This is a genomic window from Slackia exigua ATCC 700122 (assembly GCF_000162875.1).
GTDB lineage: Bacteria > Actinomycetota > Coriobacteriia > Coriobacteriales > Eggerthellaceae > Slackia > Slackia exigua.
In genome coordinates, this window is the sequence record NZ_GG700630.1 from 1,308,023 (window position 1) to 1,334,731 (window position 26,709).

Below are 26,709 nucleotides of genomic sequence, written 5' to 3' on the forward strand. Positions count from 1 at the left end.
CAAACGGAGGATTTCTTCAATCATGGATCAGGACAGCCTTTTCGGGTCGGACGGCCAGGCTCTGGATGCCGACGGGACCCGTGCGCGCGTTCGGGCGCTTCGCAAGGAAATCGAGCACCACACGTATCTCTATTACGCGAAGGATGCGCCGGAAATCTCCGATGCGGCGTTCGATTCGCTGATGCGCGAACTGCGCGAACTCGAGCAGGCCCATCCTGAGCTCATCGATCCGACCAGCCCGACGCAGCGCGTCGGCGGGTACGTGGGCGAGCAGTTCTCGCCCGTGCGCCATGCGGTGCGCATGTATTCGCTGGACAACGCCATGGGCTTGGAAGAGCTCGACGAATGGCTCGCGCGCACCGTGGAAGCCATCGGGCATCCGGTGCCGTTCTGCTGCGAGCTTAAGATCGACGGCTCGTCCATCGCGCTCACGTACGAGGCGGGCGTGCTGACGAAGGCTGCGACGCGCGGCGACGGCACCACGGGCGAAGATGTCACCGTCAATATGCGCACGGTGCGCGACATACCGTTGCGCCTGCGCGATGCGGGCATCGAGGGACTTGTCGATCCCGATGCGAGCATCGAGGTCCGCGGCGAGGTCTACATGCCGAAACGGAGCTTCGAGTCGCTGAACGCGGCCGCAGCCGCGCAGGGCAGGCAAGGGTTCGCCAATCCACGCAACGCCGCCGCCGGTTCGCTTCGCCAGAAGGATCCGACCGTCACGCAAGGGCGCGACCTCTCCACGTTCCTATACGCCATCGCCGACGACGCTCCGGTGCGCGCCGAATCGCAGTGGGATCTGCTGAAATGGCTCGGCGACTGCGGTTTCCACGTGAATCCCGACGTCAAGCGCTGCGACACGCCCGAAGAGGTGCATCGCTTCTGCGAAGAGGTGGCCGACCGGCGCGACTCGCTTCCGTACGGCATCGACGGCGTGGTGGTGAAGGTGGACTCGTTCGCGATCCAGCGCGAGATGGGCTTCACGGCCCGCGCGCCGCGGTGGGCCATCGCCTACAAGTTCCCGCCCGAAGAGAAGACTACGGTGCTGCGCGACATATCGGTCCAGGTCGGACGCACAGGAGCCATCACGCCGGTGGCCGAGCTCGATCCGGTGCGCGTGGACGGTTCCGTAGTTGCGCGTGCGACGCTGCATAACCTCGACGAGGTGCACCGCAAAGACGTGCGCGTCGGCGACACGATCATCGTGCGCAAGGCCGGGGACGTGATTCCCGAGGTTCTGGGCCCGGTGCTTTCGCTGCGTCCGGAAGGCGCGATTCCTTGGGAAATGCCTGCGATGTGTCCGAGCTGCGGAAGCCCGCTCGTGCGCGAGGACGGAGAGGCTGCGTTCCGGTGCGTTTCCATCGACTGTCCTGCTCAGGCGACGGAACGCCTCATCCATTGGGCGAGCCGCGGCGCCATGGATATCGACGGCATGGGCGAGGAGATCGTCGCGCGCCTGGTGGAATCGGGGCGCTTGACCGACGTTGCGGATTACTACAGCCTTTCGGAATACGACCTGGCCACGCTTGAGACGGGGCGCACCAACAAGGAGGGCGAACCCGTTCATCTGGGATCGACCATCGCCGCCAAGCTGATTGCGTCGATCGAGGCATCCAAGGCGCGACCGTTCGGACGCGTGCTGTTCGGCCTGGGCATTCGTCATGTCGGCAAGACCACGGGCGCGCAGATCGCCGCCGCGTATCCTTCGATGGACGCGCTCATGCGGGCATCCGAGGAAGACCTGGCGGCCATCGACGGCGTCGGAGGCATCATCGCCAAGAGCATCCGTGCGTTCTTGGAGACGCCCGACAACCGCGAAGTCATCCATCGGCTGGGGGTGCTCGGCGTCCGCATGGAAGACGTGCGGACAGAGGGCGAGGACGTGCCTCAGACGCTTGCGGGCATCACGTTCGTGCTGACGGGGTCGCTCGTCGAAAGCGGCATGACGCGCGATGAGGCGGGCTCGCGGCTGAAGGCCATGGGCGCCAAGGTGTCGGGCAGTGTGTCGAAGAAGACGGGGTACGTGATCGCGGGCGAAGCCGCCGGCAGCAAGTACGACAAGGCCGTTGCGCTGGGCGTTCCGGTGCTTTCCGAAGCGGATCTGCTGCGGCTGCTGGAGACTGGATCGCTCGAGGCGGCGGGCATCGCCTAAGGGCGGAGCGCTGCGGCACGAAATGGCGAAACCCTCTCTGCGTGCGATATACTGCCGACTGATTCACGATTCGGGATGGGCCGCCGCCGATGACGGCGGATACGAGGAGATGCGCTGACGATGGAAGACAGGCTGAGCGAATACGACGAGAAGGTGCTGCGTCGCTTGATTCAGATCGAGACGGCGAACAGGGCCGAGGAAAAGAAGAGCCCGCTTGCCTTCGTGAAGCGCGACACGGCGGCCGGCGCATCTATGCGGCGTCTTGACCAGCTTGGATATGTCGGTGCTGCATATCGGGACGGCAATCCGCTTGTCGTCGAGGTGCTGGGGCGCGGATATTCCTATATCGCCATGATCGATGCGGAGATCGCCGACATCGAGCGTGCGGAACGCTATCGCAGGGAAGACCATCAGCATGACGTCTTCATCTCATGCGTGACCGCGGGCATCGGCGTGATCGGTGTGATCTTCGGCTTCCTGCTCGGGCACGTGCTGTAATACCGGGATCTACATCACGAGGTCGGCGATGACCTTGATGAAGAGCAGCGAGATGACGACGATGATGATGGGGCGCACGATCTTCGTGCCGCCCTTCAGGACCAGGCCGGCTCCGATGTAGTTGCCGATGATGCTGAATGCCGCGGCGATAAGTCCGAGCCCGATCCAGACGACGCCGGCATGCAGGAACGTGATGAGCGCGGCGACGTTCGACGCCAGGTTCGCGATTTTAGTCTCTCCCGATGCTTCTTTGATTCCGAGCTTTCCGAACACGACGAATGCAAGCAGCATGAACGTTCCCGTTCCGGGCCCGTAGAAGCCGTCGTAAACGCCGACGGTGAGCGAAATAGCCAGGATGACGGCGAGGCGGCGATGCAACGGTACGTCTTCGGCCTTGGATGCTCCTAGGTCAGGCTTGCGCAGGACCGCGATGGCCACAAGGGGCAGCGATACGATGAGGACGATTTGGAAGATGCCGTCGGGCGTGAGCAGCGCCAGGCGCGCTCCGATAGCCGAGCCGGCGAGCGCGCCGATGACGGCGGGAATCGCCGGTTTCAGCTTGACGAAGCCTCCGCGCATGAAGCGAAATGTCGCAGCCGCCGTGCCGACCGTGCTCGAGAGCTTGTTCGTGGCGATCGCCGTGTGGGCGGGCAAGCCTGCGAGCAGGTACGCGGTGAGCGAGACGAGTCCCCCGCCGCCAGCGATGGCATCGACGACGCCCGCGAGGAATACGAGCGGGCAGACTATGATGAGCGTGATCGGGTCCATGGAGGCCTAACGGTCGGTGGCGTGCGACGAGCGAATCTAAGGACGGTGCCGGACGGGTCGGACCGCATGCGTTGCCGTCGGGCATCGAGGCAAGCGCGTGCGAGCGTTGGCTGCCGTGGCAGCCCGGCGCACAGCATTGCTGCCGCGATGCGGTGGACGGCCTCGAACGGCGTCGTTGCGACGGGCGCCCTGCGAAGGCAAGCGTTGATTATAAGGCAAGATGGCTGCGCTGCAGTTGCGAGAGAACTGCGGGAACGCTGCGCGAGGCGGCTGCGTGACAGTTGCGTGAGAGCTGCGTGAGATAGCTGAGAGAGATGGCTGTGCGGGGCAGTTGCGAGAGAGCTGCGGGAATGCTGCGCGAAGCGGCTGCCTTCGTGGCGGAACGTATGGTCTGCTCCATCGGTCCATCCCCCGATCGATTCTTGCGCGCGAAAATTCGCACAAGCTCGTATGATAGGCGTTGGGTTCGTGCGATTCCGATCGAAGGGGGACCAATGTTGGATTCAAAGTCGTTCCGCGCTATGAGCTGCGGCGTGTATGTGATTGCCGCACAGGATGAAGACACGAAAGCGGGATGCATCGTCAATACGTTAACGCAGGTCACATCGAAGCCCGCACGTGTGATCGTTGCGATCAACAAGGATAACTTCACGACGGGCGTCGTGCTTTCGTCCGGCCGTTTCGAAGCTTCGGTGCTTGCAGAGTCCGCTCCTATGGAGCTCATCGGGCGTTTTGGATTCCGCTCGAGCGCCGACACCGATAAATTCTCCGATACCGAAATCCGTATAGACGAGGCGGGCGTTCCGTATGTGGCCGAACATGTCGTGTCCCATATGGGCGTGCGCGTGCTGTCTTCCGAGGATGTCGGGTCGCATATGCTGATCGTCGGCGAGGTCGAGGAGGCGGATGTCCTATCGACTGAGGAACCGATGACGTATGCATATTATCACCAGGTCAAAGGTGGAAAGACACCTCCGAAGGCCTCGTCGTACGAAGCGCCTGATATTGCGGACGATGCGAACGGGTCCGATGCCTCTCAGCCGAGCGATGCGGGCGTCGGGTCGGGTTCGACTCCTCGTTATGGATGGCAGTGCCAGGTGTGCGGGTACATCGTCGAAATCGATGAGCTTCCCGATGATTTCGTCTGTCCTATCTGCGGCGTCGGGAAAGAGAACTTCGTTCGCGTCGAGCTGTGATCGGGGTGTCGGGCCTCTGCTCATGCAGGAGTTCAGATTCGGTTGCCCGTTCAGCGCGATGGGAGCCGCCATGTTCGGCGGTTTGTTCAGTGTGCGGGGGGGGTATAGCCCCTTTTCGACCATCGAATTCGATGCCGATGACAAAAAATCGCTGTTTAGAGAATCTCGAGCATCGTTTCTGTTGCGCTCACAACGAAACTGCCCTTAATCAAGCGTCACTTCGTTGCAATAACGACTTATGTACCGAAAAAATACCCCTACAGGGTATACTAAGCTTCGATTTTTTGGCATCGAGGAAGGGTTTGACTTACGGCCTTCGGCGCATGACCGCATACGACCCGCACGGCCCACGCACGACCGCACGCGACTCGTATGACTTGCGCGGTCGCACACGACCCGCACAACCCGCATGACCCACATGCCCGCACGCGATCCGCCTATCGTTCGCACTGAAAATCCACTCCCGTAAGCGCCGTTCGCCGGTTTCAGGATCGTCGAATCACGAGGCCGTTTGCCTATCAAAACATCAGTCACATTTTTTAGATGCATAAAAATAAGCTGATATTCAGCAATTATGCATAACACAGAGATGATATGGCTAAATTGTGCATGAATTTCCAGATTAGAATTCTTACTTGCTCCATCGGCGTCGAACGGTTAGTGTACCTACCCATACAAAAAAGCGCTGCACATGATGCACGTGGGTGCGACAGATGCTCCCTCCGCATGCGTCAGGCGCTTGGGCCAAAGGCGTAACCGCGCGCCAAGGAAGCCGTCAAAGAAGCCGTCTCGTGCGGCGCATCGATCGAGAGGAGTTCGCACCCATGCCTATCGCATTCACGATGCCGATCTCCCTCCGACGCCAGGACCGACGAATCACGCTGCGACGCTCGTGTGTGCTGATGCATGGTCCGATAGGGTGCTAACACCCTTTTCTCTTCCATAGGACGTATGACAGCACCCGGCGTCGCCGGGCTTTTTCATATATACGCTCGCTTCGGGCGTATGGTCCGTTAAACCATCCCTCGCTTCGCTTCATCGGCGTTTTGCATGGCCGCAAGCCGCGCATCGACTGCTCGCATCGCTTCTGCCGCACATCGAACGCCTGTTGTTTTCCGATATCGCCGTGCGCCAAAGCACCCGAAGAAAGGAACTTTCATGACTGTCGAAACCATCGCATCCGAAAAGCAGAAGGTCGTTCTCGCCTATTCCGGCGGTCTCGATACCTCCGTCGTCCTTAAGTGGCTTCAGGTCGAAAAAGGCCTTGATGTCATTGCCATCTGCGGAAACGTAGGCCAAGACGAAGAGGATCTCGAGTACATCAAGCAGAAGGCCCTCGATATGGGCGCCATCGCGTCCGAAGCCATCGACATGCGCGAGGAATATGCGGACAAGTACTTGACCAAAGCGCTTGCGGCGAACGGCCTGTACGAGAACTCCTACCCGCTGCTGTCCGCGCTTTCCCGTCCGCTCATTTCGAAATACCTGGTGGAAGCCGCGCATACGTACGGAGCCGCCTTCGTCGCGCATGGCTGCACGGGAAAAGGGAACGACCAGGTGCGTTTCGAGACATCCATCAAGGCGCTCGATCCGAACCTGACGATCCTGGCTCCGGTGCGCGAGTGGAACCTGCATACCCGCGAGGATGAGATGGCTTGGGCCAAGGAGAACGGCGTGCCCGTGCCCGTCACTCCGGCATCCCCGTATTCCATCGACGACAATCTGTGGGGCCGCGCGATCGAGTGCGGCGTTCTGGAAAACCCCTGGAACGAGCCTCCCGAGGATATTTGGCAGACCACGACCAATCCGGCCGATGCGCCCGACGAGCCCGAATATCTCGAGATCGGGTTCGAGGCCGGCGTTCCCTGCTCGCTGAACGGCGAGAAGATGAGCCTCCTCAAGCTGATCAATGAAGTCGATCATGCCGCCGGCACGCATGGCGTGGGCCGTTTGGATATGGTCGAGAATCGCCTTGTCGGCGTGAAGTCGCGTGAATGCTACGAGGTGCCTGCGGCAACGGTCCTCATCGCCGCCCATAAGGCGCTCGAATCGCTCTGTCTCGACCGCGAGACCGTGCATTTCAAACTCGGCGTCGAGCAGCAGTGGGCGACCTCCGTGTACTACGGCCTCTGGTTCTCGCCGCTCAAACAGGCGCTCGATGCATTCTGCGCAGAAACGCAAACGCACGTGACCGGCACCATCAAAGTCAAGCTCTTCAAGGGATCGTGCGTGGTCGTCGGCCGCCAGAGTCCGTATTCCCTCTATGATTACGGATTGGCAAGCTACGGCGAGGCCGATACGTTCGACCGCACGGCGGCCCGGGGCTTCATGTACCTGCACGGCCTTCCGACGACGGTTTGGGCGCAGAAGCAAGGCGCCAAGCAGGATTAATGCAGCTTTCGATCAGTCTTCGCTGATGGCCGCATGGGCGGTCGCCCATGCGGCCTAACGGCTTGCTTCGATGGCTCCAGGCGCGACAAACCGCTCGACTTCCGCAGCGGTTGCAAACGTGGCGAACCGCTTGGCTCTCGCAGCGGCTTCAAGTGCGGAATGCCGCTCGGTTTTCTGCGCATCCGGAAGATAGAAAGGTTCATCCATGGCTCTTTGGTCAGGCAGGTTCGAGAAGGGCGTCAGCGCCTTCACGCAGGAGTTCGGCGCATCTCTTCCGACGGATGCATCGATGTATGCCCAGGATATTCGAGGATCGCTGGCTCATGCGAAGATGCTTGTCGCGCAAGGCGTCATCAGCGACGAGGACTATGCGGCCATCGAGCGGGGGCTTTCGCATATCAAGAGCCAGATGGACGAAGGCGCCTTCGCATTCGACGTGAACGATGAAGACATCCATATGGCGGTCGAGGGACGGCTTATCTCCGATATAGGTTCGGCGGGTGCGCGCCTGCACACCGGCCGTTCCCGCAACGACCAGGTCGCGACCGATATACGTTTGTACGCCAAGGATGCCATAGCCGAATTGCTCGCAGTCAACTGCGAGCTTCGTCGGGCGTTTCTCGATAAGGCCGATGAATGCTTCGGCATCGTCATGCCTGGCTATACGCACCTTCAGCATGCGCAGCCGGTGCTTCTGAGCCACCACTTGCTTGCGTATGCGTGGATGTTCACGCGCGACTTCAAACGCCTGCTGGATGCCTATAGCGCGGCGGACGCGAATCCCTTGGGATCGGCGGCGCTTGCGGGTACCACATATCCGCTCGACCGTCGGATGACGACCGAGCTGCTCGGCTTCGATCACGCCATTCCTAATTCGTTGGACGCGGTGTCCGATCGCGATTACCTGCTCGACCTGGACTATGCGTGCAGCGTGGCCATGATGCACCTCTCGCGCATCTGCGAGGAGATCGTGCTTTGGTCTTCGACCGAGTTCGGCTTCATCACGCTGTCCGATTCGTTCTCCACCGGGTCGTCCATCATGCCGCAGAAGAAGAATCCGGACTTCGCCGAGCTGACGCGGGGGAAGATGGGCCGCGTCGTGGGAGACCTGGTCGGACTTCTGGTCACGATGAAGTCGCTGCCTCTGGCCTATAACAAGGACCTGCAGGAGTGCAAGGAAGGCGCGATGGACGCGGCGAAGACGCTGCATGACTGCATGGTTATCGTCGAAGGCATGGTGTCCACGATGACGGTGCACGAAGACGTTATGCGCGCAGGTGCGAGCAAAGGGTTCACGGCGGCGACCGATGTGGCGGATTATCTGACCAAGAAGGGGATGCCGTTCCGTCAGGCGCATGAAACGGTCGGCGAACTCGTGCTGTATTGCGAAAAGAATGGAAAGGATCTGGCCGATCTTTCGATCGAGGAGCTGAAGGGCGCATCCGACCTGTTCGAAGAGGATATCGTCTCGGCGCTGGACATCGATGCGATCGTGCGCGCGCGCACGACGTATGGCGGTGCCGGGCATGACGCGGTGAAGGTTCAGATGGAAGAGGCAAAGGCTGCGCTCGAAGCCGATCGTAAAAGGATTCCTGCATAGGAACGGGAAGCGGTCGGGATCGTCGGGGTCGGGCTTGACCCTGTATGCCAGCGGGATCGCCGTTCGGGTATGCCAGATTCATTCGTGCCGCCCACCCGGCTTTATGCATTGGCGGAATCGCCTAGGGACTCAAAGCCGTCGGGCAGGAAAAGGAAGCGGCCCGGGGTGGCCGGGCCGCTGTGCAGGGTCGTCGGAGACGCGCAGGGAATGCGCCATCCGACTGCAGGGAGGGAAGACGCCATCCGTTTGACGCCGGCCTATGCAGGGATGAAGGAGAGGAGTCGGCAGGCGCCGCGCGGAGGCGGAGGGGTGGTCTCTGTGAAGGTTCTCGCTCGACGTTCCTTCCGATACGTCTTCGACGCTCTGTCAAGTTCATCGAGCATGCTCCGCATGATAGCGGGGCGTCCTTAAAATCACCTGAAAGTCTTGTGCAGGAATTTTGAGGATGCTTCCGCATTGACCCGTTTTGCCCGCATCGGTAGAATGTCCTCTTGCATTTATGCGAAATCGGGCCGTTAGCTCAGTTGGTAGAGCAGGGGACTTTTAATCCCAAGGTCCGGGGTTCGAGTCCCCGACGGCCCACCACGATGAATTTACGCGAACCCGCGGGATGCCGAGCCTCGCGAGCGCGCGCATCGGTTCGATCGGTTCTTTCTCTATTGGTCCATGGTGTAATGGCAGCACAAGGGTTTTTGGTGCCCTTGGTCTAGGTTCGAATCCTGGTGGACCAGCCATTCGATGACTTATGGGAATGCTCGCGTCGCGTAAAACTCCTATGGCGCGGCTGCATGCGTTCCGCTATAATTCTGCTCCGCGCTTGAAGCGCAGGATGCCGATGTGGCTCAGTTGGTAGAGCAACGCACTCGTAATGCGTAGGTCAGCGGTTCGAGTCCGCTCATCGGCTCCATCCGAATACGAAAGCCGGGGTTCGTTCGAGCCTCGGCTTTTTTATTGTTGACCGAGGTTGTATTCTCAGGGGAGCATCCCAAGGGCTTTTCGGCTGAGCTGTCTAAAAGGGCAAGGCGAAAACTCTATGCGATCGAGGAACTGCCGTTGGTCGCCATGGTTGAGCCATCGATCTCGCATGCAACGAATCCGATGCGACACGGCATGACGCATGCGTGCGCATGTATCGAAAGGAAATCGGCATGAATCTGCAGGACATGAAGCAGCGTAGGAGCGTCAGGACGTTCGATGGCAAGGGGCTCGACCCGGAAATGCTCGCGGCGATGCGTGAATTCCTGGCCGATGTTCCGAATCCGTTCGGAATCGAAGTGACGTTCGACGTGCTCGATGCCGAGGAGTACGGCCTTACGAGCAAGGTCATCTCCGGTGCGGACTACTACGTTTGCGCGAAAGTTGCCCGCAAATCGCGTGCCGAACTGGCATTCGGCTATTCTTTCGAGAAATTCATGCTGCAGGCGCACTCGCTCGGATTAGGGACCGTATGTCTTGCCGGCACGCTTGATCGTCCTGCATTCGAGCGCGCCATGAACGTCGGGGAGGGCGAGTTCATGCCCTGCGTAAGCCCGCTGGGCCGCCCGGCGCGCAAACGTTCCCTTCGCGAGAAGGCAATGCGCGCGGCGGTTAAGGCGGACACGCGTCATGCATCCGAGAAACTGTTCTTTACGGGAGACTTCGCGCATCCCTTGAGCGAGTCTGAAGTAGGGATGTGGAGCATCCCGCTTGAGGCGGTCCGGTGTGCGCCGTCGGCGCGAAACGCGCAGCCGTGGCGTCTCGTGGTCGATGGCGACCAGGTGCATTTCTTCGAGGCCAGAAGCAAAGGGTTCGAGAGGGAGACGACCGGCGATGTGCAGAAGATCGATTTGGGCATCGCTGCATGCCATTGCGATATTGCTGCGGCGGAGGCAGGGATCGCCGGCGGCTTTCTCGAATCCGATCCCGGCATTCAGCGAGAAGGCACTGTCGAATACGTCTATACGTTCAAGAAAAGCTCGTAGGCGTTAAAGCCTCGTCGATGTCACGCAGTCGACTCCCGTTTCTAGGCAGGCTTCCTGGAGTTCCTTGTCAAGCGTGAAAAGCGTCGATCCCGTTCGCCGGGCAAGAACCAGATACAACATGTCATAAGCAGAATGGTTCAGGCGGACGGCTTCATTGAAGGCTTCGACGACGAGGTCATCCGAGGGATGGATCTCGTCGATGAGCGCAATCGCTTCGCTTAATCGAACCTGGGCGTCCTTTCTTTCCAACATGCCTGCTTGATGGTATTTCCAGAAGACGTTTGCGAGCTCTGAACGCACGAGGTCGGGCGCAATGGATTTCTCTCCTTCAAGCATGAACTCACGAAGCGCATCGCCTTCCCTAGAACCAAAAACGATCTGCGCGACTGCGCTGGCATCAAGGACGATCATGCACGTTCCTCTTCCGTCGATGAAACGACCTGATTCAAGGATGTACCAAGAATCTGTGTGTCGCGTTCTTCGCGCATACCTTGGATGATATCGACGGGACCGAGTGCGCCGTTTGGAAGGTCGAGCTTCGGAAGGGCATCTATTCTTCGGAAGATCTCTTGTCGTTTCGCGATGCGCGCCTCTCGTTTCTGAAGGGATTCGTCCTGTTGATAAGGGGAATGGGGCGTGACGCGATGCCGATGCATCTCGCCGCTGCCCTGAATCTCTTCTTCGCCATGATCCCGCAGCACTCGTTCTACACACATGATGGTCTGCTGAGCGATGCTGCGGTGTTCGTGTGCCGCGGTCGCTTTCAGTTTTTTGTACAAATCTTCGGGGAATTCCCTTACCTGCAAGGCTGGCATTCCGCACTCCGTTCTCCTGGCTATCATGCATGCATTATACATGCGTATAACATGCAATTCATAGTGTCATGTCAGATGGATGTTCGGAGGGGTGGCCGCACAAACTGCTGGTCGTACAGTTTTGCCCCGATGCGCGAACCGCCTCCCATCCTACATTTGGGAATCGGGTGCGGGACGGGAAGCGATCGGGTCGAGTCGAACTCATACGTACCGAACCACGTGGCCCGACCATGCATGTCTCGAGCCATTTTCTCCCATCACGCGTTCGCGTTGCGCGCCCGCCCTATCGCGACGGCCACAAGGAAGATCGCGAGCGCGAACAGCAGGGCGATTCCGCAGTCTCCTATGAGGGGAGCGATCGTCTGCATCGAAGCGGAATCCGCATGCGCCGCTCCTGTGATCATGCTGTTCGTCCAATACGATGGCGTGAAATGGGCGATTTTGACGACGGCGTCGGGCATGAATTCGAGAGAGATCCAGGCGCCGCCCAGAAACGAGAGCACCATGCCGAGGATATTGGCCACGGCGTTGACCGCGTTGTCCTTAAGCCCGGCTTGGCCGAGCAGGAACCCTATCGCAACGGCGCAGAGCGCATACGCGAGCATCGCGGCGCCGGCGACGACAAGCAGCGGCCAGGACGAGGCCTCCATGTCGCCTCCGAATACGGCAAGTCCGAGCAGGCAGATCCAGAACCATCCGATCAAGCCGATGAGCAGACAGGCCGAAAAGATCTGCGTGCTTCGGGAAAAGCTTGGGATGGGCGACCCGAGCGTACGTCCGCGAATCGCGCGGCGATTGAGCTTATCCATGAACATCGAAATGGCGACCACGATGAACGCGAACAGAGGATAGGTTGAAAACTGCAGGTAGATGGTCAGGCTGTTCGAAAGGGGCGTGGTGTCGGCGGGTATGAGCTCGGTCTCGGCGCGGTCGGCCATCGTATCGTCCGCGAGCGTCACGGCTTCCTCCACATCGTGCGCCGTCGTTCCCAGATACGTATAGACCTGGCCCAAGAACGAGGCCGTGCGCGTATTCATGAGCATGGCCGCGCCCGAACGATAGCTGACGACGGAATCGAGGCTGGGCGCATCCGTGCCGGATGCGACCGCTTCTTCGAAGTCGTGCTGAAATCCTTCAGGGATGACAAGGACGTATTGGATGCGGTCTTCGGCTGCGGCATCCTGCAGCGCGCGGGCGCTATCGTCGATCTCGGTCATTTCGCCGACCGTCGAAAGGTAGTCGGCGACCGCATGCGACAGCTGGCTGCCATCTCGATCCACGACCGCGACGACGGGCTTCGGATCTGTAACGGTCTCGGAATTCGATACGCCGTTCGCAAGGCCCATGAACAGGCCGAGCATGCTCAACAGGATCAGATAGACCAGCACGTAGGCTCTATGCGCGGCCACGATCCGCAGAGCGGTTCTAAAGATGCTCATAGCTCATCCTCCTCATGCGAGCCAGCGCGATGATCATGAAGATCGCGGCCATGCCGAGCATGGCGGCGCAATTCTGGGCGAAGGGGCTCAGCGTGTCGTAATACAGCAGGCTGAAGAACCCATGGGTCGATTCCCACAACGGATTCGCCCAGGACAGCACCGGAACCGTGGCTTCGACGAAATCGGCGAGTTTCTGCGCTGCCGTGCCGTAGAGCCCTGTGAACAGCGAAAGCAGGCAGGTGATTCCTGAAATCATGCCGGTCGTCATAGTGCGCATCGTGCCGAAGACGGCACCGGCTGCGCATGACATGAGGCTCGATACTCCCAGAACGACGATGCAAAGCACCTGACGCGAACCGAAATCGACCCCGACGAAGAATTTCAGGAACAGAAATGCCGCAAGCAGGCATCCCATGATGCAGGCCCATGAAGCGGCAAGGCAGGATACGAGCATCTTCCAACGAGGCATGCCTGCCATGGTCTGCCGTGCGCCGAGCGCGGATGTATTGGCGCACAGGTTTCTGATGGCGATCATCGAGAAGGTCATGCCCATGCCGCAGGCGAAGGCGAGCAGGGAAAAGTAGTATCGCACAGACGCATCGACCTCCTGATGCGTGACCTGCGCCTTTTCGATGGCGATGCGGTCTTGGCGACTGGCCAGCCCATCTATGACCGACGACATGAATGCATCGGCATCAACGTCCGATCCCGTCTGCGTGAAGGACGCGAGCGTCGTCGGGTCGATGACGCCCTGCTCGATCGCCCAGGTCATGTCGCCTGAAAGAATGGCCCGATACTGAGCTCGCGTCTCAACGTATGCATCGAGCACCGCGCGCAGCACCATGATGGTGACCGAATCGTTCCCTTCGGCAGTCACGTGCAGGGTCGGGGTGTCGTCCTCGACATCGATATATCCGACGACGTCGCCGTTCTTCGCCGCCGCGCGCGCATCGTCGGCATTCGCGAAGAACGTGGGCTCGACGAGGCGCGTTTCGGCATCCTCGTCCGATATGCCTCTGATGCACGCATCGAATCCCGGCGCCGCATCGTAGGCGTCGTCCTGCACGATGCCGAACGGCTGGGCGGAGGGTTCGTAGCTGTCCTGCAGGTTCGAAAACATGGCCATGAATATAAGCGAGAGCACGATTATGAATCCGAGCGACCAGACCATGAGCACTTTGTCCCGCAGCATTCCTATGACCTGGTATTTGAATGTCGTCAGCATCGCTGCCCCCTACGCCTCGTCACGCAGGGCGCGGCCGGTGATCTCGAGGAACACGTCGTTCAGCGTGGGCGGCTCGGATGTCACGCGTCCGTACGGCGCATCGGCATCGGCCAGCACGGCCAGGACGTCGACGAGGTTATGGGCGCCCGACGAGCATTCAACGGTCGCGATGCCCCCATCGAACGCGACGCTGCGGACGCAGGCGAGCCCGCGCAGCCGTTCGAGCGCGGCATCTTCGAGCGTCGCGGCTTCGATCCTGATGCGCTCGCCCATGCCGATCATGCTCTTGAGCTCGTCGCTCGTTCCCTCTGCAACCTTCGTGCCATGGTCCATGATCATGATGCGCGAGCAGATCTGCTCGACTTCTTCCATGTAATGGCTGGTATAGACGATGGTTGCACCTTCTGCGTTCAGGCGCAGGATTCCCTCGAGGATGGAATTGCGGCTCTGGGGATCGACGGCGACGGTCGGCTCGTCCAAGAAGATGAGCTCGGGTTTGTGCGCGATGCCGCAGGCGATGTTCAATCGGCGCAGCAGCCCGCCCGAAAGCTTCTTCGGACGGAATTTCTCGAATTTCTCAAGTCCGACGAACGCGATGGCATCGTCGACCATTCGGTGTCGCTGCGCACGGTCGGAAACGTAGAGCGCGCAGAACGCATCGATGTTTTCACGTACGGTGAGTTCGTCGAATACGGCCACGTCCTGAGGAACGATGCCGATGCGACGCTTCGATTCGTAGTCCGTCGCGTTCATGCGGGTGCCGAACAGATCGATCTCGCCATGGTCGTAGCGCAGCAGCTGCAGGATGCAGTTGATCGTCGTGGTTTTCCCTGACCCGTTGGGGCCGAGGAGTCCGAAGATCTCACCTGGGTGGATGTCGAAGTTCAGATGATCGACGGCTGCGAGTTCTCCGTACCGTTTCACCAGGTTCCGCACCTGGACGATGCTGCGTTCCATACAGGGGCCTTTCTTCTCGATCGGTATCCTCATTCTCGACCAGAAGCATGGTGGGCGAAAGTGAGCGTCGTCATGAATGGACCCTGACGTTTGTCATGGATGCCCGGCCGAGCCTTTCGCATAGAATGGCCGGTATGGAAAGAATCATCGACAAAGCCCTCGTTGCGGCGGTCTGTTTGGCGCTCTCGTTCGCATTCGCGTTCGCGCGCGGCGAACGCGGCCTGGCTGTCGTCTTCTTCGTGGCGGGAATCGGTTTCTCGGCGGTCTTCGAGCTCATATCCGCACGTGCGGGTGCGGCGGCGAAGGACGGCTCGGCGGTAGGGACGGCCTCCTCCGAGCTCACGGTCGCATGTGCGGGTTCGGATCGCCGCATCCTCACGGCATGGTGCGTGACCTCCGCCGTGGTTTTCGGAGCAGCGGAATCGGGTCTGGCCATGCTGCCTCTCGTAGCGTATGACGCGGCGAGGGCGGGCGATGCGTCGAAGACTTCGCATAGTGCGGTCGCGTCGGCGACCTGGATTCTTCCTCTCGCCGCATGGATGGCCACGCGGAGCATTTTCCTCTTCGAAGCGTTCTGCGTGGCCATCGCCTGTTTTGGCGCCGCCTTGGTCTCGCTTCGCACGACGAGGCTCCTCGATACCGAAGGCCGCATGCGAAACCTGCAGGACGATCTGCAGGACAGGTTGCTCGATCTTGATGCGAGGAATCATGAGCTGCAGGCGGCGCGCGGTTTCGAAGCGCGCGAAGTCGCCTTGGCCGAACGCACGCGCATCGCGCGGGACATCCATGACAAGGTGGGCCATCAGCTGACGCGGCTGTCGCTCCAGACGAAGGCATTGCAGGTGGTGCATGCGCCGGATGCGAGCGTGACGGCTGATTTCGGCCGTATCGCCGCGGGTCTTGACGACGCGCTCGATACCATGCGCAAGAGCGTGCATGACCTGGAAGACGACGGCGTGAGCCTTTCCGTGGAGCTGAATCGCCTCGCAGGGACTTCGGGCATTCCGAAGGTGCGTGTGGCATGCGTTCTGGATACAGAGCCGCCGGCGGCTGTGACGCGCTGCCTGGTTTCGGTCGCGCGTGAATCCCTGACCAATGCCGCACGGCATGCGCACGCGGCGCACGCGAGCGTCCGTGCGACCGAGTATCCTGCGTTCTGGCAGCTGGTCGTGCGCAACGACGGGGTTGTGCCCCGTGGTCCGGCGGAGGCCTTCCTTGAAGCCGAGCGCTCCGGCGGCATGGGGGTGCGAACGATGCGGGAAAGCGTGGCTTCCCATGGAGGCATTATAAGATTGACCTGCGGCGATGAGTTCGTGGTGTTCGTATCCATTCCGAAGGGGAAAGAATCGGACGCACCTGACGACGGTGCGAGGGATGCGGCGGATAGAAGCGTACGGACGACGACCGAGGAGGTCGCTGAATGAAGCTCGTAATCGTGGACGACGATCCGATCGTACGTGAATCCCTGGGAATCATCCTGGACGCGCAGGCAGATATCGAGGTCGTCGCGTTCGGGTCGGACGGCGACGATGCGGTGCGCCTGTTCGAAGAGCATGCTCCCGATGTGCTGCTTTCCGATATACGCATGTCGGGTCGCGACGGGCTTTCCGCTGCCGAGGAGCTCTTGAGGCACGATCCCGAGGCACGCGTCGTGTTCCTGACCACGTTTTCGGACGACGAATACATCGTGCGGGCGCTCAAGATGGGTGCGCGCGGGTACCTGATCAAACAGGACGTCGCGTCCATCGCCCCTGCGCTGCGCGCCGTGATGGCAGGCCAGAACGTGCTTGAAGGCGAGGTCTTGGAGCGGGCCGCATTCATGGCGGGCGGCATCGGGGGCTCCCGTACCGACGAATCGGCGCTCTCTTCCCTGACCGAGCGTGAACGCGAAGTCGTCCGTGCGGTCGCGGAAGGTCTGGATAACGCCGAAGCGGCCGATATGCTCTGCATGTCCGAAGGCACGCTCCGCAATCACATCAGCTCGGTGCTCGCCAAGCTCGGTCTGCGTAATCGCACTCAGATCGCCGTGTTCTACTACCGCAGGTGCGTCGGCTGAGGGTAGGGAGTCGGCCGAGGGTAGGGGGTCGGTCACGCTCGATGCGCCCAAGACCAGAGCGGCCAGGGTTCACGCGTCCTCGAGTCTTCATAGGCGATGATGCGGTCTTTCAGGATATCCGCCTCGTACTCGTATGAATCGCCGTAGTTCAGATCGTCTCCGAGGTGTAGCTTTTCGTTCGCGTCGGATTTCGTTCTCAGGTATGTTTCAAGCGCCTGAAGATCGGACAAGGTATCCGCATTGGTATGCATGCTCAGATACCACGTGTCGACGTTTTCGATAGCGCCGGATTCATATTGGGCCACGTTGTACCGGACGATCAGCTTGTCGATGTTCATGAAGTTGAAGCAGATCCAGAGGGCCAGGCCAGCGATCATGAAGATGCGGAAGAAGTTGGTCTTCGCATAGAACGTTTTGACGAGAAGCGCCGCGAGGAGCACGGCCGTGAACGTCATGCCGAGCAGTGTGAGCAGGCGCATCAGCGTGAGGCCGTATTCCTGGATATAGAGATTCATGCGCATCGCCGCCGAGGCGAGGATGACCGCGGTCATCAGCACGAGCGCGACGTTGCCGACCGTAAGGGCCGCGCGGGATCCGACGGACTGCGCATGTCCCGCGCCTTGCGCTGCAAGGAGCCCGATGCATGCATTGATGATGCCGACGGTGGCAAGCTGGAAGAATCCGGTGCGTGCGTACTCGGCATAGCCGCCGTACATATGGACGCTTTCCGTGCCGCCGAACAGGTAGATGAACTGCACCGCGACGAAGACGAGATACACGATATCGACGCTTATGAGGACGATGACCTGCGTCGCCGCCGGAATGCGGCGGGCGATGCGTCTGCTCGAAGCGTCAGGAAGGGCGCCTTCGCCCGCGCTTGCATGCGGGTTGGAGCGGGCGTGGGATGCAGCCCACAGCAGGCTGAACGCCAAAGGCGTCACGATGAGGACGATGGTCAGGTGCGTGACTATCCTGTCGAAGCGCAGGTGCGCGAGGAGATCGAATATGCGCGAGAAGATCTGCGAGAACATGGCATCGGCGCTGGCGAGCAGCGGGATGATGAGGATGACGAGCAGGCCGAGCGCGATGCCGATGCCTGCGGCCACGCCCTGCGGCCCGTGCGCACGTCCGTCCTTGCCGCGGGATCGGTGCGCCAGGGCATTCAGAGGGCCGAGCAGATTCGAGAACAGGGCTACGAAGAAGAACCAGATGGAGGCCCCGACAGCTCGGCTGCTCGCCCAGCATCCTTCCCAAAGGTTCGCCACGAGGAAGACATCCAGGGTCAGCGTTCCGCCTAAGATGAGGCAATTGAGGAAGCGAAGGTCGGGATTCGCGTACAGCGCAGGAATGAGGGCAAGAATCAGGCAGGTTACGGTAAGGGGTATGGTCACCCGATCGATACGCGCATGTTTACCCAAGATGGCGAACGCGCATGCCAGAACGGCGATGGTCATGATCGTGAGACCGACGCCCGGCAAGGAGCCGAATTCCATCGCATCGTACGGATAGAAGATGAATGACGAAAGAACGGCCTGGCCGAAGGCGAGCAAAAGCGCAAGCCGGCTCTTCTTGTCGAAAGGGATGCTCTTCTTCGGCATCTTCACGGGGGCTTCGGGCGATGCGGATGGGGTTGCCGATGGCATCGGCGATGCCGCGGCTTCGCTTGGCGGCTGGGGCAATGCGTGGTTTCGAGGCATGATTCCTCCTTGCGCGCATGAACGCACGTTCTGCAACGGTTCTCTCTTGATGCATCGGGCCGCGTTCGCCCGATGGGGGTCTAGTCTTCGTCGGAGTAGGCGAGGATATCGCCTGGCTGGCAGTCGAGCGCACGGCAGAGCGCGTCGAGCGTGGTGAAGCGCATGGCCTTCGCCTTGCCGGTCTTGAGGTTCGAGAGGTTCGCGATGGTTATGTCCACCTGGTCGCTGAGTTCGGTCAGAGTCATGCGTTCGCGGCGGAGCACTTCATCGAGATTCACGTGGATTGCCATGGCCGCTCCGTTACACCGTGAGGTCGTTTTCGTCTTGGAGCTGCGCCGCCTTGCGCGTGAGGTGCGAAAGCGTGGCGGACACGATGGCGAGCGCGAAGCAGGCTATGGTGATGACGAGCGCGACGGCCAGGGCTCCAGATGTGAGCAGGCCGAGCGCTGCGATCACGATCATGGCCGCGAAGAACAGGATTCCCTCGGCAAGCGCGAAGAGGCTGACGAGCCGCAGGCGCGCGGCATTCTCCGTTGAAAATGACCTATTTCTGCCGATATCGGCGAAAAGGCGCCATGCGAGCACGCCGATGGCCAGCAGGGGAATGCAGCTTACGACGGCGAATGCCCACCCGAGAACGGTGCCGTGCGCGGCCAGGGCTTCGTCGGCCTTTATCGGGATGATGCCGAGGCAGAACCAGAGGCATCCGACGACGATGCTCGCGTCGAGGATCCTGAGACAGAGGGAAAGTTCGCGTTGGTTCATAGGTGCTCCGTTCGTCGTTGGGCTTCATGATGGCGCTGGATTTATCGAAAGTCAATAAAAAATTATCGATAAACGATAATTAATGAAGAATCAGAAAGGAGCGTGGAGGGAAAAGCCGGGTTGAAGCCGGCATAGGCGTCGGTGCATGTTCGCTCGCCAGCGCTGCAGCTCCAACAACGCCGGCAGCCGCCATGGCGGATCCCTTCAAGAATCCGCATCATTCTCAACGGTTTGATGAGGGAATCATATATTCGCCCCGATGTTCCCCGCGGCGACGCATCCTGAAGTTTATCGTCGAAGAAACGATATGCCACTCAAGGAGACTCAGATGACGAACCCGACTGCTCGCGCGATGTCTCGTGCGGAATTTCTTGCGCTGATGGCCGGCACGGCCGTGCCGGCGGCCCTTGCTCTGTCCGGCTGCTCCCTTCCCGCGCCTTCAGATCTCCCTTCGGGGGATGGAAGGGGGATCTTCTCGCCCGAGCCGGCGCCTGTAGAACCTCTTGCTCCCGTGCGCGATGAAGTCGATATTCCCGGTGCGCTTGAAGATGTTCCGTCGTCGTATTTCGATCCTTCGAACGAGCCGGGAACGCTCGAGCGCTTCTACTACGACACGAACACCTACGACGACGAAGCGCGCGACATGGAGAAGTTCGCCATCGTCTACCTGCCCTACGGGTACGATCCTGACGATGCGGAGACGCGCTACAACGTGCTGTATCTCATGCATGGCGCGAGCGGAAGCGAAAGCTCCTACTTCGGCACGCCCGAGGAGCCGTACGGTGATAAGTTCCTGCTCGACAGCATGATCGCGCAGGGCGACATGAATCCTATGATCGTCGTATGCGTTTCGTACTATCCGGATAACATCGAACAGGATAACGACGACTACGATGCCGCGCTGACCAAGAGGTTCGGGTATGAATTGCGCGACCTGGTTCCCCAGTTCGAGACCCGATACAACACGTACCTGGAAAGCTCGGACGACGAGGACATCGTTGCGTCGCGCGGCCACCGCATCTTCGGCGGCTTCTCCATGGGCGCCGTGACCACGTGGTATCGCATGACCGACTCGATGGATTGGTTCGAATACTTCTTCCCGATGTCGGGGTCGCTCTTTTGGAGCTCCGAGATGTATACCGAGCGACGAAGCGCTGAATGGACTGCTGATTTCCTGGTCGATTCCATCGACGATCAGGGGTATGGGCTCGATGACTTCTTCGTCTTCACGACGACGGGATCGCTCGATTTCGCCCTCGGGGGCCTCGATCTTCAGGTGGGGAAGCTGCGGAAGCATCCGGATTTCTTCGTCTTCGATGACGATGCGGAAAACGCGACTCGGGTTGCGCCGAACGCGGCGTATCGCGTCGCGGCCGGATACTCGCACGATAGCGACGGGCGCGACACGTACATCTACAATTGCCTGCCCATCTTCAGCGAGCTGATGGGATGATTTCGGCCGCATGTCGGTACGATTGCTCATGCAGCCGGATTTTCCTTATTGCTTGCATCGATAGAGCCTAAGCAGCGTTGCCCCTGTTTACACCAAGGCTATGCATGAAGAAGGGGAGGATGGACGTCGTTGGCGTAACGTCCATCCTCCCCCCTGCGGCCGGCTCGCGCCGTGCCTTCGACGATGCGTTTTAGTGCAGAGCGTCGATGGGATTGAGCCGTGCGGCTCGATACGAGGGAACCAGCCCGAAGATCAGGCCGATCGCGATACTCGTGCCCGCCGCGATGACCACGATGCTCGGCGAGGGCGAGAAGGGCATGCCGGTCTTCGCCGCCGCCAGCCCGAAGGCCAGGCCGCCCGCGATGCCGACCGTGCCGCCCATCAGGCTGATGATGAGCGCCTCGGTGAGGAACTGCCCCATGATGTCGATGCGGCGCGCTCCCAGCGCCTTCTTGATGCCGATTTCGCGCACGCGCTCGGCCACCGAAACCAGCATGACGTTCATGACGCCGATGCCGGCGACGATGAGCGAGATGCTCGCGATGCCGCCCAGAAGCGCGGTCATGGTCTCGTTGACCGATGACGTGGCGTTCAGAAGCTCGTCTTGGGTGTTGACCGTGTACGAGTTGACGTTGAGCTTCTTGTCCTTGGCGAAGTACGAGTTCATGTCGTCCTTCGCTGCATCCACCTGACCGTCCTGGGCCTTTGCATAGGCCTCGTTGAACGTCGGGGCGGCGCCGAGGTCGTTCACGACGCTTATGGGAAGCGCCACGAGATTGCCGGTATCCAGGCCCATGGACTCGCCTTTGGACTTGATGACACCCACGACGCTGTAGATATCGCCGTTGATCTTGAGGGTCTTGCCGACCGCCTCGGAGGTGCCTCCCAGCTCTTTCGCGATCTTCTCGCCTACGATGCAGACCTTGCTCTTGTTGTCGCGGTCGACGGCAGAGAGGTTGCGGCCTTCGGCAAGATCGAGGTTGCGGGCCTCGAGGTAGTTCTCGTCGGTGGCATTGACGCTCGCCTGCGTCAGCTTCCGATGGTTCACGGAAACGTCGGCATTGATGTTCTTGGACGGCGTCGCCGTGGCGATGTGCTCTTTCGCCCGGATGTTCTCGATGTCGCTGTAGGTCATGTCGCCGCCGCTATAGGTGAAAGCGGAGATGACGTTGCCGCCGAGCGATTGGATGCGTTCCGCGACCTGCTTGTTCGAGCCGTCGCCGATGCCTACGAGCACGATGACCGACGCGATGCCGATGATAAGGCCCAGCATGGTGAGGGCCGTGCGGAGCTTGTTGCGCATGACGTTCAGGAACGACTCGCGCAGCATCTGGATGAGCTTCATCGCCGGACCTCCTTCTCTTCATGCATATGGCCGTCTGAAATGGCGACCCTGCGTTTGGTCCTCTTGGCAAGGTCGGGGTTATGGGTGATGAATACGATCGTCTGACCGGCTTCGTTCGAGGTTTCGAGGAGCTGCATGATCTCTTCGCTCGTGTGGGAGTCCAGAGCGCCGGTCGGTTCGTCGGCGAGCAGGATCTCAGGTTCGCCCGCAAGCGCGCGGGCGATGGCCACGCGCTGCTGCTGGCCGCCCGAAAGCTGGGCGGGCAGGTGGTGCGAGCGGTTGCCCAGACCCACGCGTTCGAGCTGCGCGCGAGCGCGCTCCCCAGCCTCTTTGGGCTTGAGCCCGCGATAGAGCAGGGGGAGCCGCACGTTCTCGAAGGCGTTCATCGTGGGCAGAAGGTTGAAGTCCTGGAACACGAAGCCGATCGTCCGGTTGCGGATGCGTGCCGCTTCCGAGTCGGACAGCGAGGTGGTATCGCGTCCTGCGAGGTAGTAGCTCCCCTCGTCAGGCACGTCGAGAAGCCCGATGATGTTCATCAGCGTCGACTTGCCCGAGCCCGAAGCTCCGATGACCGAGACGAATTCGCCTTTGGCCACCTGGAAGTCCACCCCGTCGAGCGCATGCACGCGCTCTTCGCCCATGAGATAGGTTCTGCGGATGCCGCGCATGTCGATCATGAGCTTGTCGGATGCGGTCGTTTCGTTTCTAGGGGAATCCATGGGTCCCCCTAGTTGGTCGCGGCGGCGCCTGCGCCTGTGGTGGCCGCATCCATGCCGTCGGCAGATCCGCCGGCTTCATTGAGGACGACCTTGTCGCCTTCCTTCACGTCGCCTGAGATCTCGACGATCTTGCCGTCGGACACGCCGGTGGTGACGTTCTTCTCGACGGTGGTGCCGTCTTCTTGCACGACCGAGACGGTAGAGCCTTTGTCGGTGGTCTTCACGGCGCTCACGGGAACGGTGAGGACGTCCTTCGCTTCGCCGGTCTTGATGCTCAGGTTCGCGGACATGCCGATGAGGATGTCGCCGTCTTCATTGGGGATGGAGACCGTGACCGTGTATTTGGAGCCGGACGCGTTGTAGCTGCCTACCTGGTTGATGGATTCGACCGTGCCCTTGACCACGTTGTTCTCGTCGCCTCCGATAGCGACGTCGACCTCCTGGCCTTCCTTGATCTTGGCGATGTCGGCTTCGCTGACCGCGATGTCGACGTTCATGGTGTCGACGCGGGTCACCTGCAGATAATGGTCGCTCGTGACGGCCTTCTTGCTCTTAGGCACGTTCTTCTCGGTGACGACCAGGTCGTACGGAGCTTTCAGGGGCTTGCCGTAGGTGTAGTCGACGAGTTCGTCGTCCTCTTCGACGCGCGTGTTCAGCTCAGGAACGAATTCCTTGAAGTAGCGCTTCTTGTCGAGTTCGAGCTTGGCGGTAGCGGAGCCTTTGATCTCGCCCGGGCCGGTGACCTTCGACTCGATGGTGCCCTTCTGCACCGTCGCGGTGGTCTGCTGCATGGCGCCCTGCTCGTCAGGTTGCGGCTGGGTCTTGTCCATGAGCGGCGTGGTTCCTCCTGCGAGCCCCCAGACGAGCACTCCCAGAACTGCAACCAGGGCGATGACGATGAGGGATTTCCCGATTGTCTTACTCATTCTTTCTTCCTTATCCGGGCAGGGGCCTAAGACGCCTGCGTGGTCGAGCCTGCGCTTGCGCCGGCTTCAGCGCCGCCGTTGCCGCCCTGGTCGCCGTCATTCTTGACGATCTGGACGCCCTCGGGCGGGTTGTTGGGATCGATCTCGAGGCTCTGCTGCGCCTGGGACTGGTCCTTGTTCGGATCGACCGCCTGCTGGATGCCCGAGTTCTTCACGGCGAAGAGCGCACCGGCCACGGCGATGGCGGCGATGAGGGCGATCACGATCCACTTGAACGATGACTTCTTGGTATTCATAATGTGCTCCTTTTCCTTATCGTTCATAACGAAGCTGTCTTGCATGGCTAGGCGATTGTAGGGAAGGCATCCTTAAAGCTTCCTTAAACCGTCCGTGCGTGAGCGGGAGCCGCGCGATCGGGCCCGATCCGCGCATATCCGAGGAGGGTTCGCTCGTTCATGCGCGGAGGCGCCGGTTCCGATGGGGCCGTGGGCATTCCGAACGCGATCGGTTCGCGCGCGCATGGAAGCCGCAGCGTGATGCTATAGTTGAACCGAATATGCCGACGCTTGAGCGAAGGAACGCGATGGACATTCTTATAGTCGAAGACAACCGCCGGCTGTCCGACGCCATGAGGCAGGCGATCGAGCCTGCATACGGAGTTCAGCAGGCCTTCGATGGCGACGAGGGATACTTCTACGCCAAAGACGGAATCTACGACCTTATCGTGCTCGATCTCATGTTGCCGGGAATGAGCGGCTACGACGTGCTTGAGAAGCTGCGCGCCGACAAGGTGACCACCCCCGTGCTCATACTGACGGCCATGCGCGGCGTCGATGAGAGGATCCGGGGCCTGCGTGCGGGCGCCGACGACTATTTGACGAAACCGTTCGCGAAAGACGAGCTGCTTCTGCGCATCGAGGCCATCCTGAGGCGCTGCACGGATTCGTTCGAGCGCAAGGAATTCTCGTTCAAGGACCTGGTGCTGTATCCCGATATGCATGCCGCCTACGTGGGAGACGCCGAGGTCAAGCTCAAGGGTCGCCAATACGACGTGCTCGAGTTCCTGGTGAGCCGCAAAGGCCAGCTCGTGTCGAAAAGCCAGATATTCGATCGGGTCTGGGGCTTCATGTCGGATACGTCGACGAACGTGGTCGAAGTGTACGTGAGCGCCGTCCGAAAGCAGCTCAAGCCGTTCGGATACGATGTCTATCTGCAAACCGTTCGCGGTGCCGGATATCTGTTCGGAGAAGGCGGCGCGTGATGGCGACGCGTGCCGAACAACGGTATTTGAACAGGGAGCTCGTTCGGAGCACCGTCATATTCTTCGTCGTGCTCGCCTGCCTGCTGCTCGTTCTCGGCTTCTTCATCTATCGCCAGGTGAGCACCAACCTTTTCCAAGGTATCGACGAGCAGCTTCAGCTGGCCCAGCTTTCGTTCGAGAAGGATGAGCCGTGGGAAGGGGCCGATCCTGCGGGAGTTGCGTCCGACGGCGCGTCGAAGGGGAATGACAGCTTCGACGTCGGTCTCGGCGGATTCTCCGGAGACCTCTTCGCGGCCATGGAGCGGAATGTGGGAGAGAACCCCCAGCTCATATTCGTTATTCGGTCGCTCGACGGCTCCATTCAGAGCGGCATCGCCCTATACGAGGTCGAGCCGGATTATCTCGATGACATTCCGTTCGACAAGAAGGATCTCGACGCGCCGCGCTTGCGCATCTGCAACGGCCACAACCTTCGCACGGTCACGTCGGCCGTCCAGAACGACGATGGCGTGACGGTCGGATACGTCCAGGTCATTGCCAATGTCGATTCGGAAATGGGCATTCTCGACACCTTCACCAAGACGATGGCCGTCGGGTTTGCGATCGCGCTCGTCCTGGCCGCCGCTGCAAGCTATCTGCTTTCGCGTCGCATGATCAGGCCGATCGCCCGATCTTGGCGCAAGCAGTCCGAGTTCGTCCAGAACGCGTCGCACGAGCTGCGGACGCCGCTTTCGGTCATCAAGACGACCCAGGAGCTTTTGCTCGAGCATCCGAACGACCGCATCATCGATCATTTCGAGGGCATTGCCGCGACGATAGACGAATCCGATCGCCTTGCGCGCCTCGCAGGAGACCTGCTTGCGCTCACCGCGCTCGATGCGGGCGATGCGGAGCTTGAGAAGGAACGCCTTTCACTCGACGAGCTTGCGGAGGCCATGGCTTCGACGTATCGAGAGTATGCCGAGCTCAAGGGGCGGAAGATTGATGTGAGCGCGGAGAGCGGGGCCGTGGTGTCGGGAGATTGCGCCAAGCTGCGCCAGCTGCTGGCGATCGTGCTCGATAACGCGATCAAGTACACCGAAGAAGGGGATTCCATCAAGGTCGAGACCGCGCTTGAGGGCCATCGCGCGCACGTTCGCGTGGCCGATACGGGAATCGGCGTATCGGCCGAAGACGTCGAACGGGCCTTCGATCGCTTTTATCGGGCCGATAAGGCACGCGAGGCTGGCGGCGGACGCGGACTGGGGCTTGCCATCGCCAAGGCGATCGTCGATGCGCATGGCGGCACCATCGGCATGATGCCCAATCCTGCGGGCAAAGGCACTTTGGTGGAAATCATCCTTCCGACGGAATAGACGGACGTCGGCCAAGGGATATGCCGCCGGATCTTCGCGCTGAGCGGCTTCACGCCGCAGGCGCTCTCGTGGGCCGACGATCCCGAGGGCGCGCAGGGCGCCGCCCAGGCGGCGGCGACCGCCGCCGACG

Annotated in this window: 25 protein-coding genes and 3 tRNA genes; 14 read left to right on the forward strand and 14 right to left on the reverse strand. The window is 60.6% G+C overall.

Annotated features, from left to right (window positions below):
• Positions 1 to 22: 22 nt before the first annotated feature.
• Positions 23 to 2,152: an NAD-dependent DNA ligase LigA gene (gene ligA, locus HMPREF0762_RS05650; RefSeq protein ID WP_006362550.1), complete on the forward strand. Its 2,130-nt coding sequence runs from the start codon at positions 23 to 25 to the stop codon at positions 2,150 to 2,152.
• Positions 2,153 to 2,272: 120 nt separating this feature from the next.
• A complete protein-coding gene (locus HMPREF0762_RS05655) occupies positions 2,273 to 2,650 on the forward strand; it encodes a hypothetical protein (protein ID WP_006362551.1) in 378 nt (125 codons plus the stop codon).
• A 9-nt stretch (positions 2,651 to 2,659) separates the two neighbouring features.
• Here the strand turns inward: HMPREF0762_RS05655 and HMPREF0762_RS05660 are convergent, their stop codons facing one another.
• Positions 2,660 to 3,418: a sulfite exporter TauE/SafE family protein gene (locus HMPREF0762_RS05660; RefSeq protein ID WP_006362552.1), complete on the reverse strand. Its 759-nt coding sequence runs from the start codon at positions 3,416 to 3,418 to the stop codon at positions 2,660 to 2,662.
• Between the two features lie 494 nt (positions 3,419 to 3,912).
• On the opposite strand from HMPREF0762_RS05660, the gene HMPREF0762_RS05665 reads away from it, so the two are divergent.
• Together HMPREF0762_RS05665 and HMPREF0762_RS05670 are read left to right on the forward strand one after the other, a co-directional pair.
• On the forward strand, positions 3,913 to 4,614 hold the full coding sequence (locus HMPREF0762_RS05665; RefSeq protein ID WP_006362554.1) for a flavin reductase: 702 nt from the start codon (positions 3,913 to 3,915) through the stop codon (positions 4,612 to 4,614).
• 1,158 nt (positions 4,615 to 5,772) lie between these two features.
• Complete coding sequence (locus tag HMPREF0762_RS05670; RefSeq protein WP_006362556.1) at positions 5,773 to 7,005, forward strand: argininosuccinate synthase; 1,233 nt, start codon at positions 5,773 to 5,775, stop codon at positions 7,003 to 7,005.
• Positions 7,006 to 7,059: 54 nt separating this feature from the next.
• Here HMPREF0762_RS05670 and HMPREF0762_RS09355 read toward each other — a convergent pair whose 3' ends face one another.
• Complete coding sequence (locus tag HMPREF0762_RS09355) at positions 7,060 to 7,212, reverse strand: hypothetical protein (protein WP_006362557.1); 153 nt, start codon at positions 7,210 to 7,212, stop codon at positions 7,060 to 7,062.
• On the opposite strand from HMPREF0762_RS09355, the gene argH reads away from it, so the two are divergent.
• The 5 genes from argH (at position 7,211) to HMPREF0762_RS05700 (ending at position 10,566) form a co-directional block, all read left to right on the forward strand.
• Positions 7,211 to 8,605 (forward strand): argininosuccinate lyase, encoded by a 1,395-nt coding sequence (gene argH, locus HMPREF0762_RS05675; protein WP_006362558.1) that lies wholly within the window; start codon positions 7,211 to 7,213, stop codon positions 8,603 to 8,605. The genes HMPREF0762_RS09355 and argH overlap by 2 nt on opposite strands.
• Positions 8,606 to 9,114: 509 nt before the next feature.
• Positions 9,115 to 9,190: transfer RNA gene (locus HMPREF0762_RS05685), tRNA-Lys, on the forward strand.
• Between the two features lie 75 nt (positions 9,191 to 9,265).
• Positions 9,266 to 9,339: transfer RNA gene (locus HMPREF0762_RS05690), tRNA-Gln, on the forward strand.
• A 97-nt stretch (positions 9,340 to 9,436) separates the two neighbouring features.
• Positions 9,437 to 9,512 (forward strand) — tRNA-Thr (locus HMPREF0762_RS05695).
• Positions 9,513 to 9,753: 241 nt separating this feature from the next.
• Positions 9,754 to 10,566 carry a nitroreductase family protein gene (locus tag HMPREF0762_RS05700; protein ID WP_040619086.1) on the forward strand — a complete coding sequence of 271 codons (813 nt, stop codon included), beginning with the start codon at positions 9,754 to 9,756 and terminating at the stop codon, positions 10,564 to 10,566.
• Between the two features lie 3 nt (positions 10,567 to 10,569).
• On the opposite strand, the gene HMPREF0762_RS05705 is transcribed toward HMPREF0762_RS05700, so the two are convergent.
• From HMPREF0762_RS05705 to HMPREF0762_RS05725, 5 genes are all read right to left on the reverse strand, one after another.
• Positions 10,570 to 10,977: a type II toxin-antitoxin system VapC family toxin gene (locus HMPREF0762_RS05705; RefSeq protein ID WP_006362562.1), complete on the reverse strand. Its 408-nt coding sequence runs from the start codon at positions 10,975 to 10,977 to the stop codon at positions 10,570 to 10,572.
• The gene (locus HMPREF0762_RS09360) at positions 10,974 to 11,381 is read right to left on the reverse strand and encodes a hypothetical protein (protein WP_040619088.1); all 408 of its coding nucleotides are present in this window, start codon (positions 11,379 to 11,381) and stop codon (positions 10,974 to 10,976) included. Before HMPREF0762_RS09360 ends, HMPREF0762_RS05705 begins: the two co-directional genes overlap by 4 nt.
• A 257-nt stretch (positions 11,382 to 11,638) precedes the next feature.
• Entirely contained in the window at positions 11,639 to 12,820 is a 1,182-nt protein-coding gene (locus tag HMPREF0762_RS05715) for an ABC transporter permease (RefSeq protein WP_006362564.1), read from the reverse strand.
• Positions 12,807 to 14,045: an ABC transporter permease gene (locus HMPREF0762_RS05720; protein ID WP_006362565.1), complete on the reverse strand. Its 1,239-nt coding sequence runs from the start codon at positions 14,043 to 14,045 to the stop codon at positions 12,807 to 12,809. Before HMPREF0762_RS05720 ends, HMPREF0762_RS05715 begins: the two co-directional genes overlap by 14 nt.
• A 9-nt stretch (positions 14,046 to 14,054) precedes the next feature.
• Positions 14,055 to 15,002 carry an ABC transporter ATP-binding protein gene (locus tag HMPREF0762_RS05725; RefSeq protein ID WP_040619091.1) on the reverse strand — a complete coding sequence of 316 codons (948 nt, stop codon included), beginning with the start codon at positions 15,000 to 15,002 and terminating at the stop codon, positions 14,055 to 14,057.
• 134 nt (positions 15,003 to 15,136) lie between these two features.
• On the opposite strand from HMPREF0762_RS05725, the gene HMPREF0762_RS05730 reads away from it, so the two are divergent.
• Both HMPREF0762_RS05730 and HMPREF0762_RS05735 read left to right on the forward strand, forming a co-directional pair.
• Entirely contained in the window at positions 15,137 to 16,426 is a 1,290-nt protein-coding gene (locus tag HMPREF0762_RS05730; RefSeq protein ID WP_040619093.1) for a sensor histidine kinase, read from the forward strand.
• Positions 16,423 to 17,058 carry a response regulator transcription factor gene (locus HMPREF0762_RS05735; protein WP_006362568.1) on the forward strand — a complete coding sequence of 212 codons (636 nt, stop codon included), beginning with the start codon at positions 16,423 to 16,425 and terminating at the stop codon, positions 17,056 to 17,058. Before HMPREF0762_RS05730 ends, HMPREF0762_RS05735 begins: the two co-directional genes overlap by 4 nt.
• A 32-nt stretch (positions 17,059 to 17,090) precedes the next feature.
• Here the strand turns inward: HMPREF0762_RS05735 and HMPREF0762_RS05740 are convergent, their stop codons facing one another.
• The 3 genes from HMPREF0762_RS05740 to HMPREF0762_RS05750 all read right to left on the reverse strand — a co-directional run bounded on the left by HMPREF0762_RS05740 (position 17,091) and on the right by HMPREF0762_RS05750 (position 19,520).
• The gene (locus HMPREF0762_RS05740; RefSeq protein WP_040619095.1) at positions 17,091 to 18,755 is read right to left on the reverse strand and encodes a DUF4153 domain-containing protein; all 1,665 of its coding nucleotides are present in this window, start codon (positions 18,753 to 18,755) and stop codon (positions 17,091 to 17,093) included.
• 80 nt (positions 18,756 to 18,835) lie between these two features.
• Positions 18,836 to 19,045, reverse strand: coding sequence for a helix-turn-helix domain-containing protein (locus tag HMPREF0762_RS05745; RefSeq protein WP_006362570.1), 210 nt, complete (start codon positions 19,043 to 19,045; stop codon positions 18,836 to 18,838).
• Between the two features lie 10 nt (positions 19,046 to 19,055).
• Positions 19,056 to 19,520, reverse strand: coding sequence for a DUF2975 domain-containing protein (locus HMPREF0762_RS05750; protein WP_006362571.1), 465 nt, complete (start codon positions 19,518 to 19,520; stop codon positions 19,056 to 19,058).
• Positions 19,521 to 19,848: 328 nt separating this feature from the next.
• Between HMPREF0762_RS05750 and HMPREF0762_RS05755 the strand changes: the two genes are divergently transcribed.
• Positions 19,849 to 20,973 (forward strand): alpha/beta hydrolase, encoded by a 1,125-nt coding sequence (locus tag HMPREF0762_RS05755; protein WP_115314228.1) that lies wholly within the window; start codon positions 19,849 to 19,851, stop codon positions 20,971 to 20,973.
• Positions 20,974 to 21,163: 190 nt separating this feature from the next.
• Here the strand turns inward: HMPREF0762_RS05755 and HMPREF0762_RS05760 are convergent, their stop codons facing one another.
• Genes HMPREF0762_RS05760 through HMPREF0762_RS09230 form a run of 4 tightly spaced genes read right to left on the reverse strand, consistent with a single transcriptional unit; the run spans position 21,164 to position 24,259 of the window.
• Positions 21,164 to 22,318, reverse strand: a complete 1,155-nt coding sequence (locus tag HMPREF0762_RS05760; protein ID WP_006362574.1) for an ABC transporter permease — start codon at positions 22,316 to 22,318, stop codon at positions 21,164 to 21,166.
• Positions 22,315 to 23,037: an ABC transporter ATP-binding protein gene (locus HMPREF0762_RS05765; protein WP_006362575.1), complete on the reverse strand. Its 723-nt coding sequence runs from the start codon at positions 23,035 to 23,037 to the stop codon at positions 22,315 to 22,317. Before HMPREF0762_RS05765 ends, HMPREF0762_RS05760 begins: the two co-directional genes overlap by 4 nt.
• A gap of 8 nt (positions 23,038 to 23,045) precedes the next feature.
• A complete protein-coding gene (locus tag HMPREF0762_RS05770; RefSeq protein WP_006362576.1) occupies positions 23,046 to 23,963 on the reverse strand; it encodes an efflux RND transporter periplasmic adaptor subunit in 918 nt (305 codons plus the stop codon).
• 26 nt (positions 23,964 to 23,989) lie between these two features.
• The gene (locus HMPREF0762_RS09230; RefSeq protein WP_009079216.1) at positions 23,990 to 24,259 is read right to left on the reverse strand and encodes a hypothetical protein; all 270 of its coding nucleotides are present in this window, start codon (positions 24,257 to 24,259) and stop codon (positions 23,990 to 23,992) included.
• 287 nt (positions 24,260 to 24,546) lie between these two features.
• Here HMPREF0762_RS09230 and HMPREF0762_RS05780 point away from each other — a divergent pair, with 287 nt between their 5' ends.
• Both HMPREF0762_RS05780 and HMPREF0762_RS05785 read left to right on the forward strand, forming a co-directional pair.
• Complete coding sequence (locus HMPREF0762_RS05780; protein ID WP_040619097.1) at positions 24,547 to 25,224, forward strand: response regulator transcription factor; 678 nt, start codon at positions 24,547 to 24,549, stop codon at positions 25,222 to 25,224.
• The gene (locus HMPREF0762_RS05785; protein WP_006362579.1) at positions 25,224 to 26,579 is read left to right on the forward strand and encodes a sensor histidine kinase; all 1,356 of its coding nucleotides are present in this window, start codon (positions 25,224 to 25,226) and stop codon (positions 26,577 to 26,579) included. The genes HMPREF0762_RS05780 and HMPREF0762_RS05785 overlap by 1 nt, the downstream gene beginning before the upstream one ends.
• Positions 26,580 to 26,709: the final 130 nt, after the last annotated feature.

Bases quoted from the DNA above. Each gene is read 5' to 3' on its own strand.
- HMPREF0762_RS05715 (WP_006362564.1), bottom strand. From the start codon at position 12,820: ATGAGCATCTTTAGAACCGCTCTGCGGATCGTGGCCGCGCATAGAGCC.
- HMPREF0762_RS09360 (WP_040619088.1), bottom strand. From the start codon at position 11,381: ATGCCAGCCTTGCAGGTAAGGGAATTCCCCGAAGATTTGTACAAAAAA.
- HMPREF0762_RS05725 (WP_040619091.1), bottom strand. From the start codon at position 15,002: ATGGAACGCAGCATCGTCCAGGTGCGGAACCTGGTGAAACGGTACGGA.
- HMPREF0762_RS05765 (WP_006362575.1), bottom strand. From the start codon at position 23,037: ATGGATTCCCCTAGAAACGAAACGACCGCATCCGACAAGCTCATGATC.
- HMPREF0762_RS05750 (WP_006362571.1), bottom strand. From the start codon at position 19,520: ATGAACCAACGCGAACTTTCCCTCTGTCTCAGGATCCTCGACGCGAGC.
- HMPREF0762_RS05700 (WP_040619086.1), top strand. From the start codon at position 9,754: ATGAATCTGCAGGACATGAAGCAGCGTAGGAGCGTCAGGACGTTCGAT.
- HMPREF0762_RS05740 (WP_040619095.1), bottom strand. From the start codon at position 18,755: ATGCCTCGAAACCACGCATTGCCCCAGCCGCCAAGCGAAGCCGCGGCA.
- HMPREF0762_RS05665 (WP_006362554.1), top strand. From the start codon at position 3,913: ATGTTGGATTCAAAGTCGTTCCGCGCTATGAGCTGCGGCGTGTATGTG.
- HMPREF0762_RS05770 (WP_006362576.1), bottom strand. From the start codon at position 23,963: ATGAGTAAGACAATCGGGAAATCCCTCATCGTCATCGCCCTGGTTGCA.
- HMPREF0762_RS05780 (WP_040619097.1), top strand. From the start codon at position 24,547: ATGGACATTCTTATAGTCGAAGACAACCGCCGGCTGTCCGACGCCATG.
- HMPREF0762_RS05655 (WP_006362551.1), top strand. From the start codon at position 2,273: ATGGAAGACAGGCTGAGCGAATACGACGAGAAGGTGCTGCGTCGCTTG.
- HMPREF0762_RS05730 (WP_040619093.1), top strand. From the start codon at position 15,137: ATGGAAAGAATCATCGACAAAGCCCTCGTTGCGGCGGTCTGTTTGGCG.
- HMPREF0762_RS05660 (WP_006362552.1), bottom strand. From the start codon at position 3,418: ATGGACCCGATCACGCTCATCATAGTCTGCCCGCTCGTATTCCTCGCG.
- HMPREF0762_RS05735 (WP_006362568.1), top strand. From the start codon at position 16,423: ATGAAGCTCGTAATCGTGGACGACGATCCGATCGTACGTGAATCCCTG.
- HMPREF0762_RS05785 (WP_006362579.1), top strand. From the start codon at position 25,224: ATGGCGACGCGTGCCGAACAACGGTATTTGAACAGGGAGCTCGTTCGG.
- HMPREF0762_RS09355 (WP_006362557.1), bottom strand. From the start codon at position 7,212: ATGGATGAACCTTTCTATCTTCCGGATGCGCAGAAAACCGAGCGGCAT.
- ligA (WP_006362550.1), top strand. From the start codon at position 23: ATGGATCAGGACAGCCTTTTCGGGTCGGACGGCCAGGCTCTGGATGCC.
- HMPREF0762_RS05745 (WP_006362570.1), bottom strand. From the start codon at position 19,045: ATGGCAATCCACGTGAATCTCGATGAAGTGCTCCGCCGCGAACGCATG.
- HMPREF0762_RS05705 (WP_006362562.1), bottom strand. From the start codon at position 10,977: ATGATCGTCCTTGATGCCAGCGCAGTCGCGCAGATCGTTTTTGGTTCT.
- HMPREF0762_RS05760 (WP_006362574.1), bottom strand. From the start codon at position 22,318: ATGAAGCTCATCCAGATGCTGCGCGAGTCGTTCCTGAACGTCATGCGC.
- HMPREF0762_RS05720 (WP_006362565.1), bottom strand. From the start codon at position 14,045: ATGCTGACGACATTCAAATACCAGGTCATAGGAATGCTGCGGGACAAA.
- argH (WP_006362558.1), top strand. From the start codon at position 7,211: ATGGCTCTTTGGTCAGGCAGGTTCGAGAAGGGCGTCAGCGCCTTCACG.
- HMPREF0762_RS09230 (WP_009079216.1), bottom strand. From the start codon at position 24,259: ATGAATACCAAGAAGTCATCGTTCAAGTGGATCGTGATCGCCCTCATC.
- HMPREF0762_RS05670 (WP_006362556.1), top strand. From the start codon at position 5,773: ATGACTGTCGAAACCATCGCATCCGAAAAGCAGAAGGTCGTTCTCGCC.
- HMPREF0762_RS05755 (WP_115314228.1), top strand. From the start codon at position 19,849: ATGACGAACCCGACTGCTCGCGCGATGTCTCGTGCGGAATTTCTTGCG.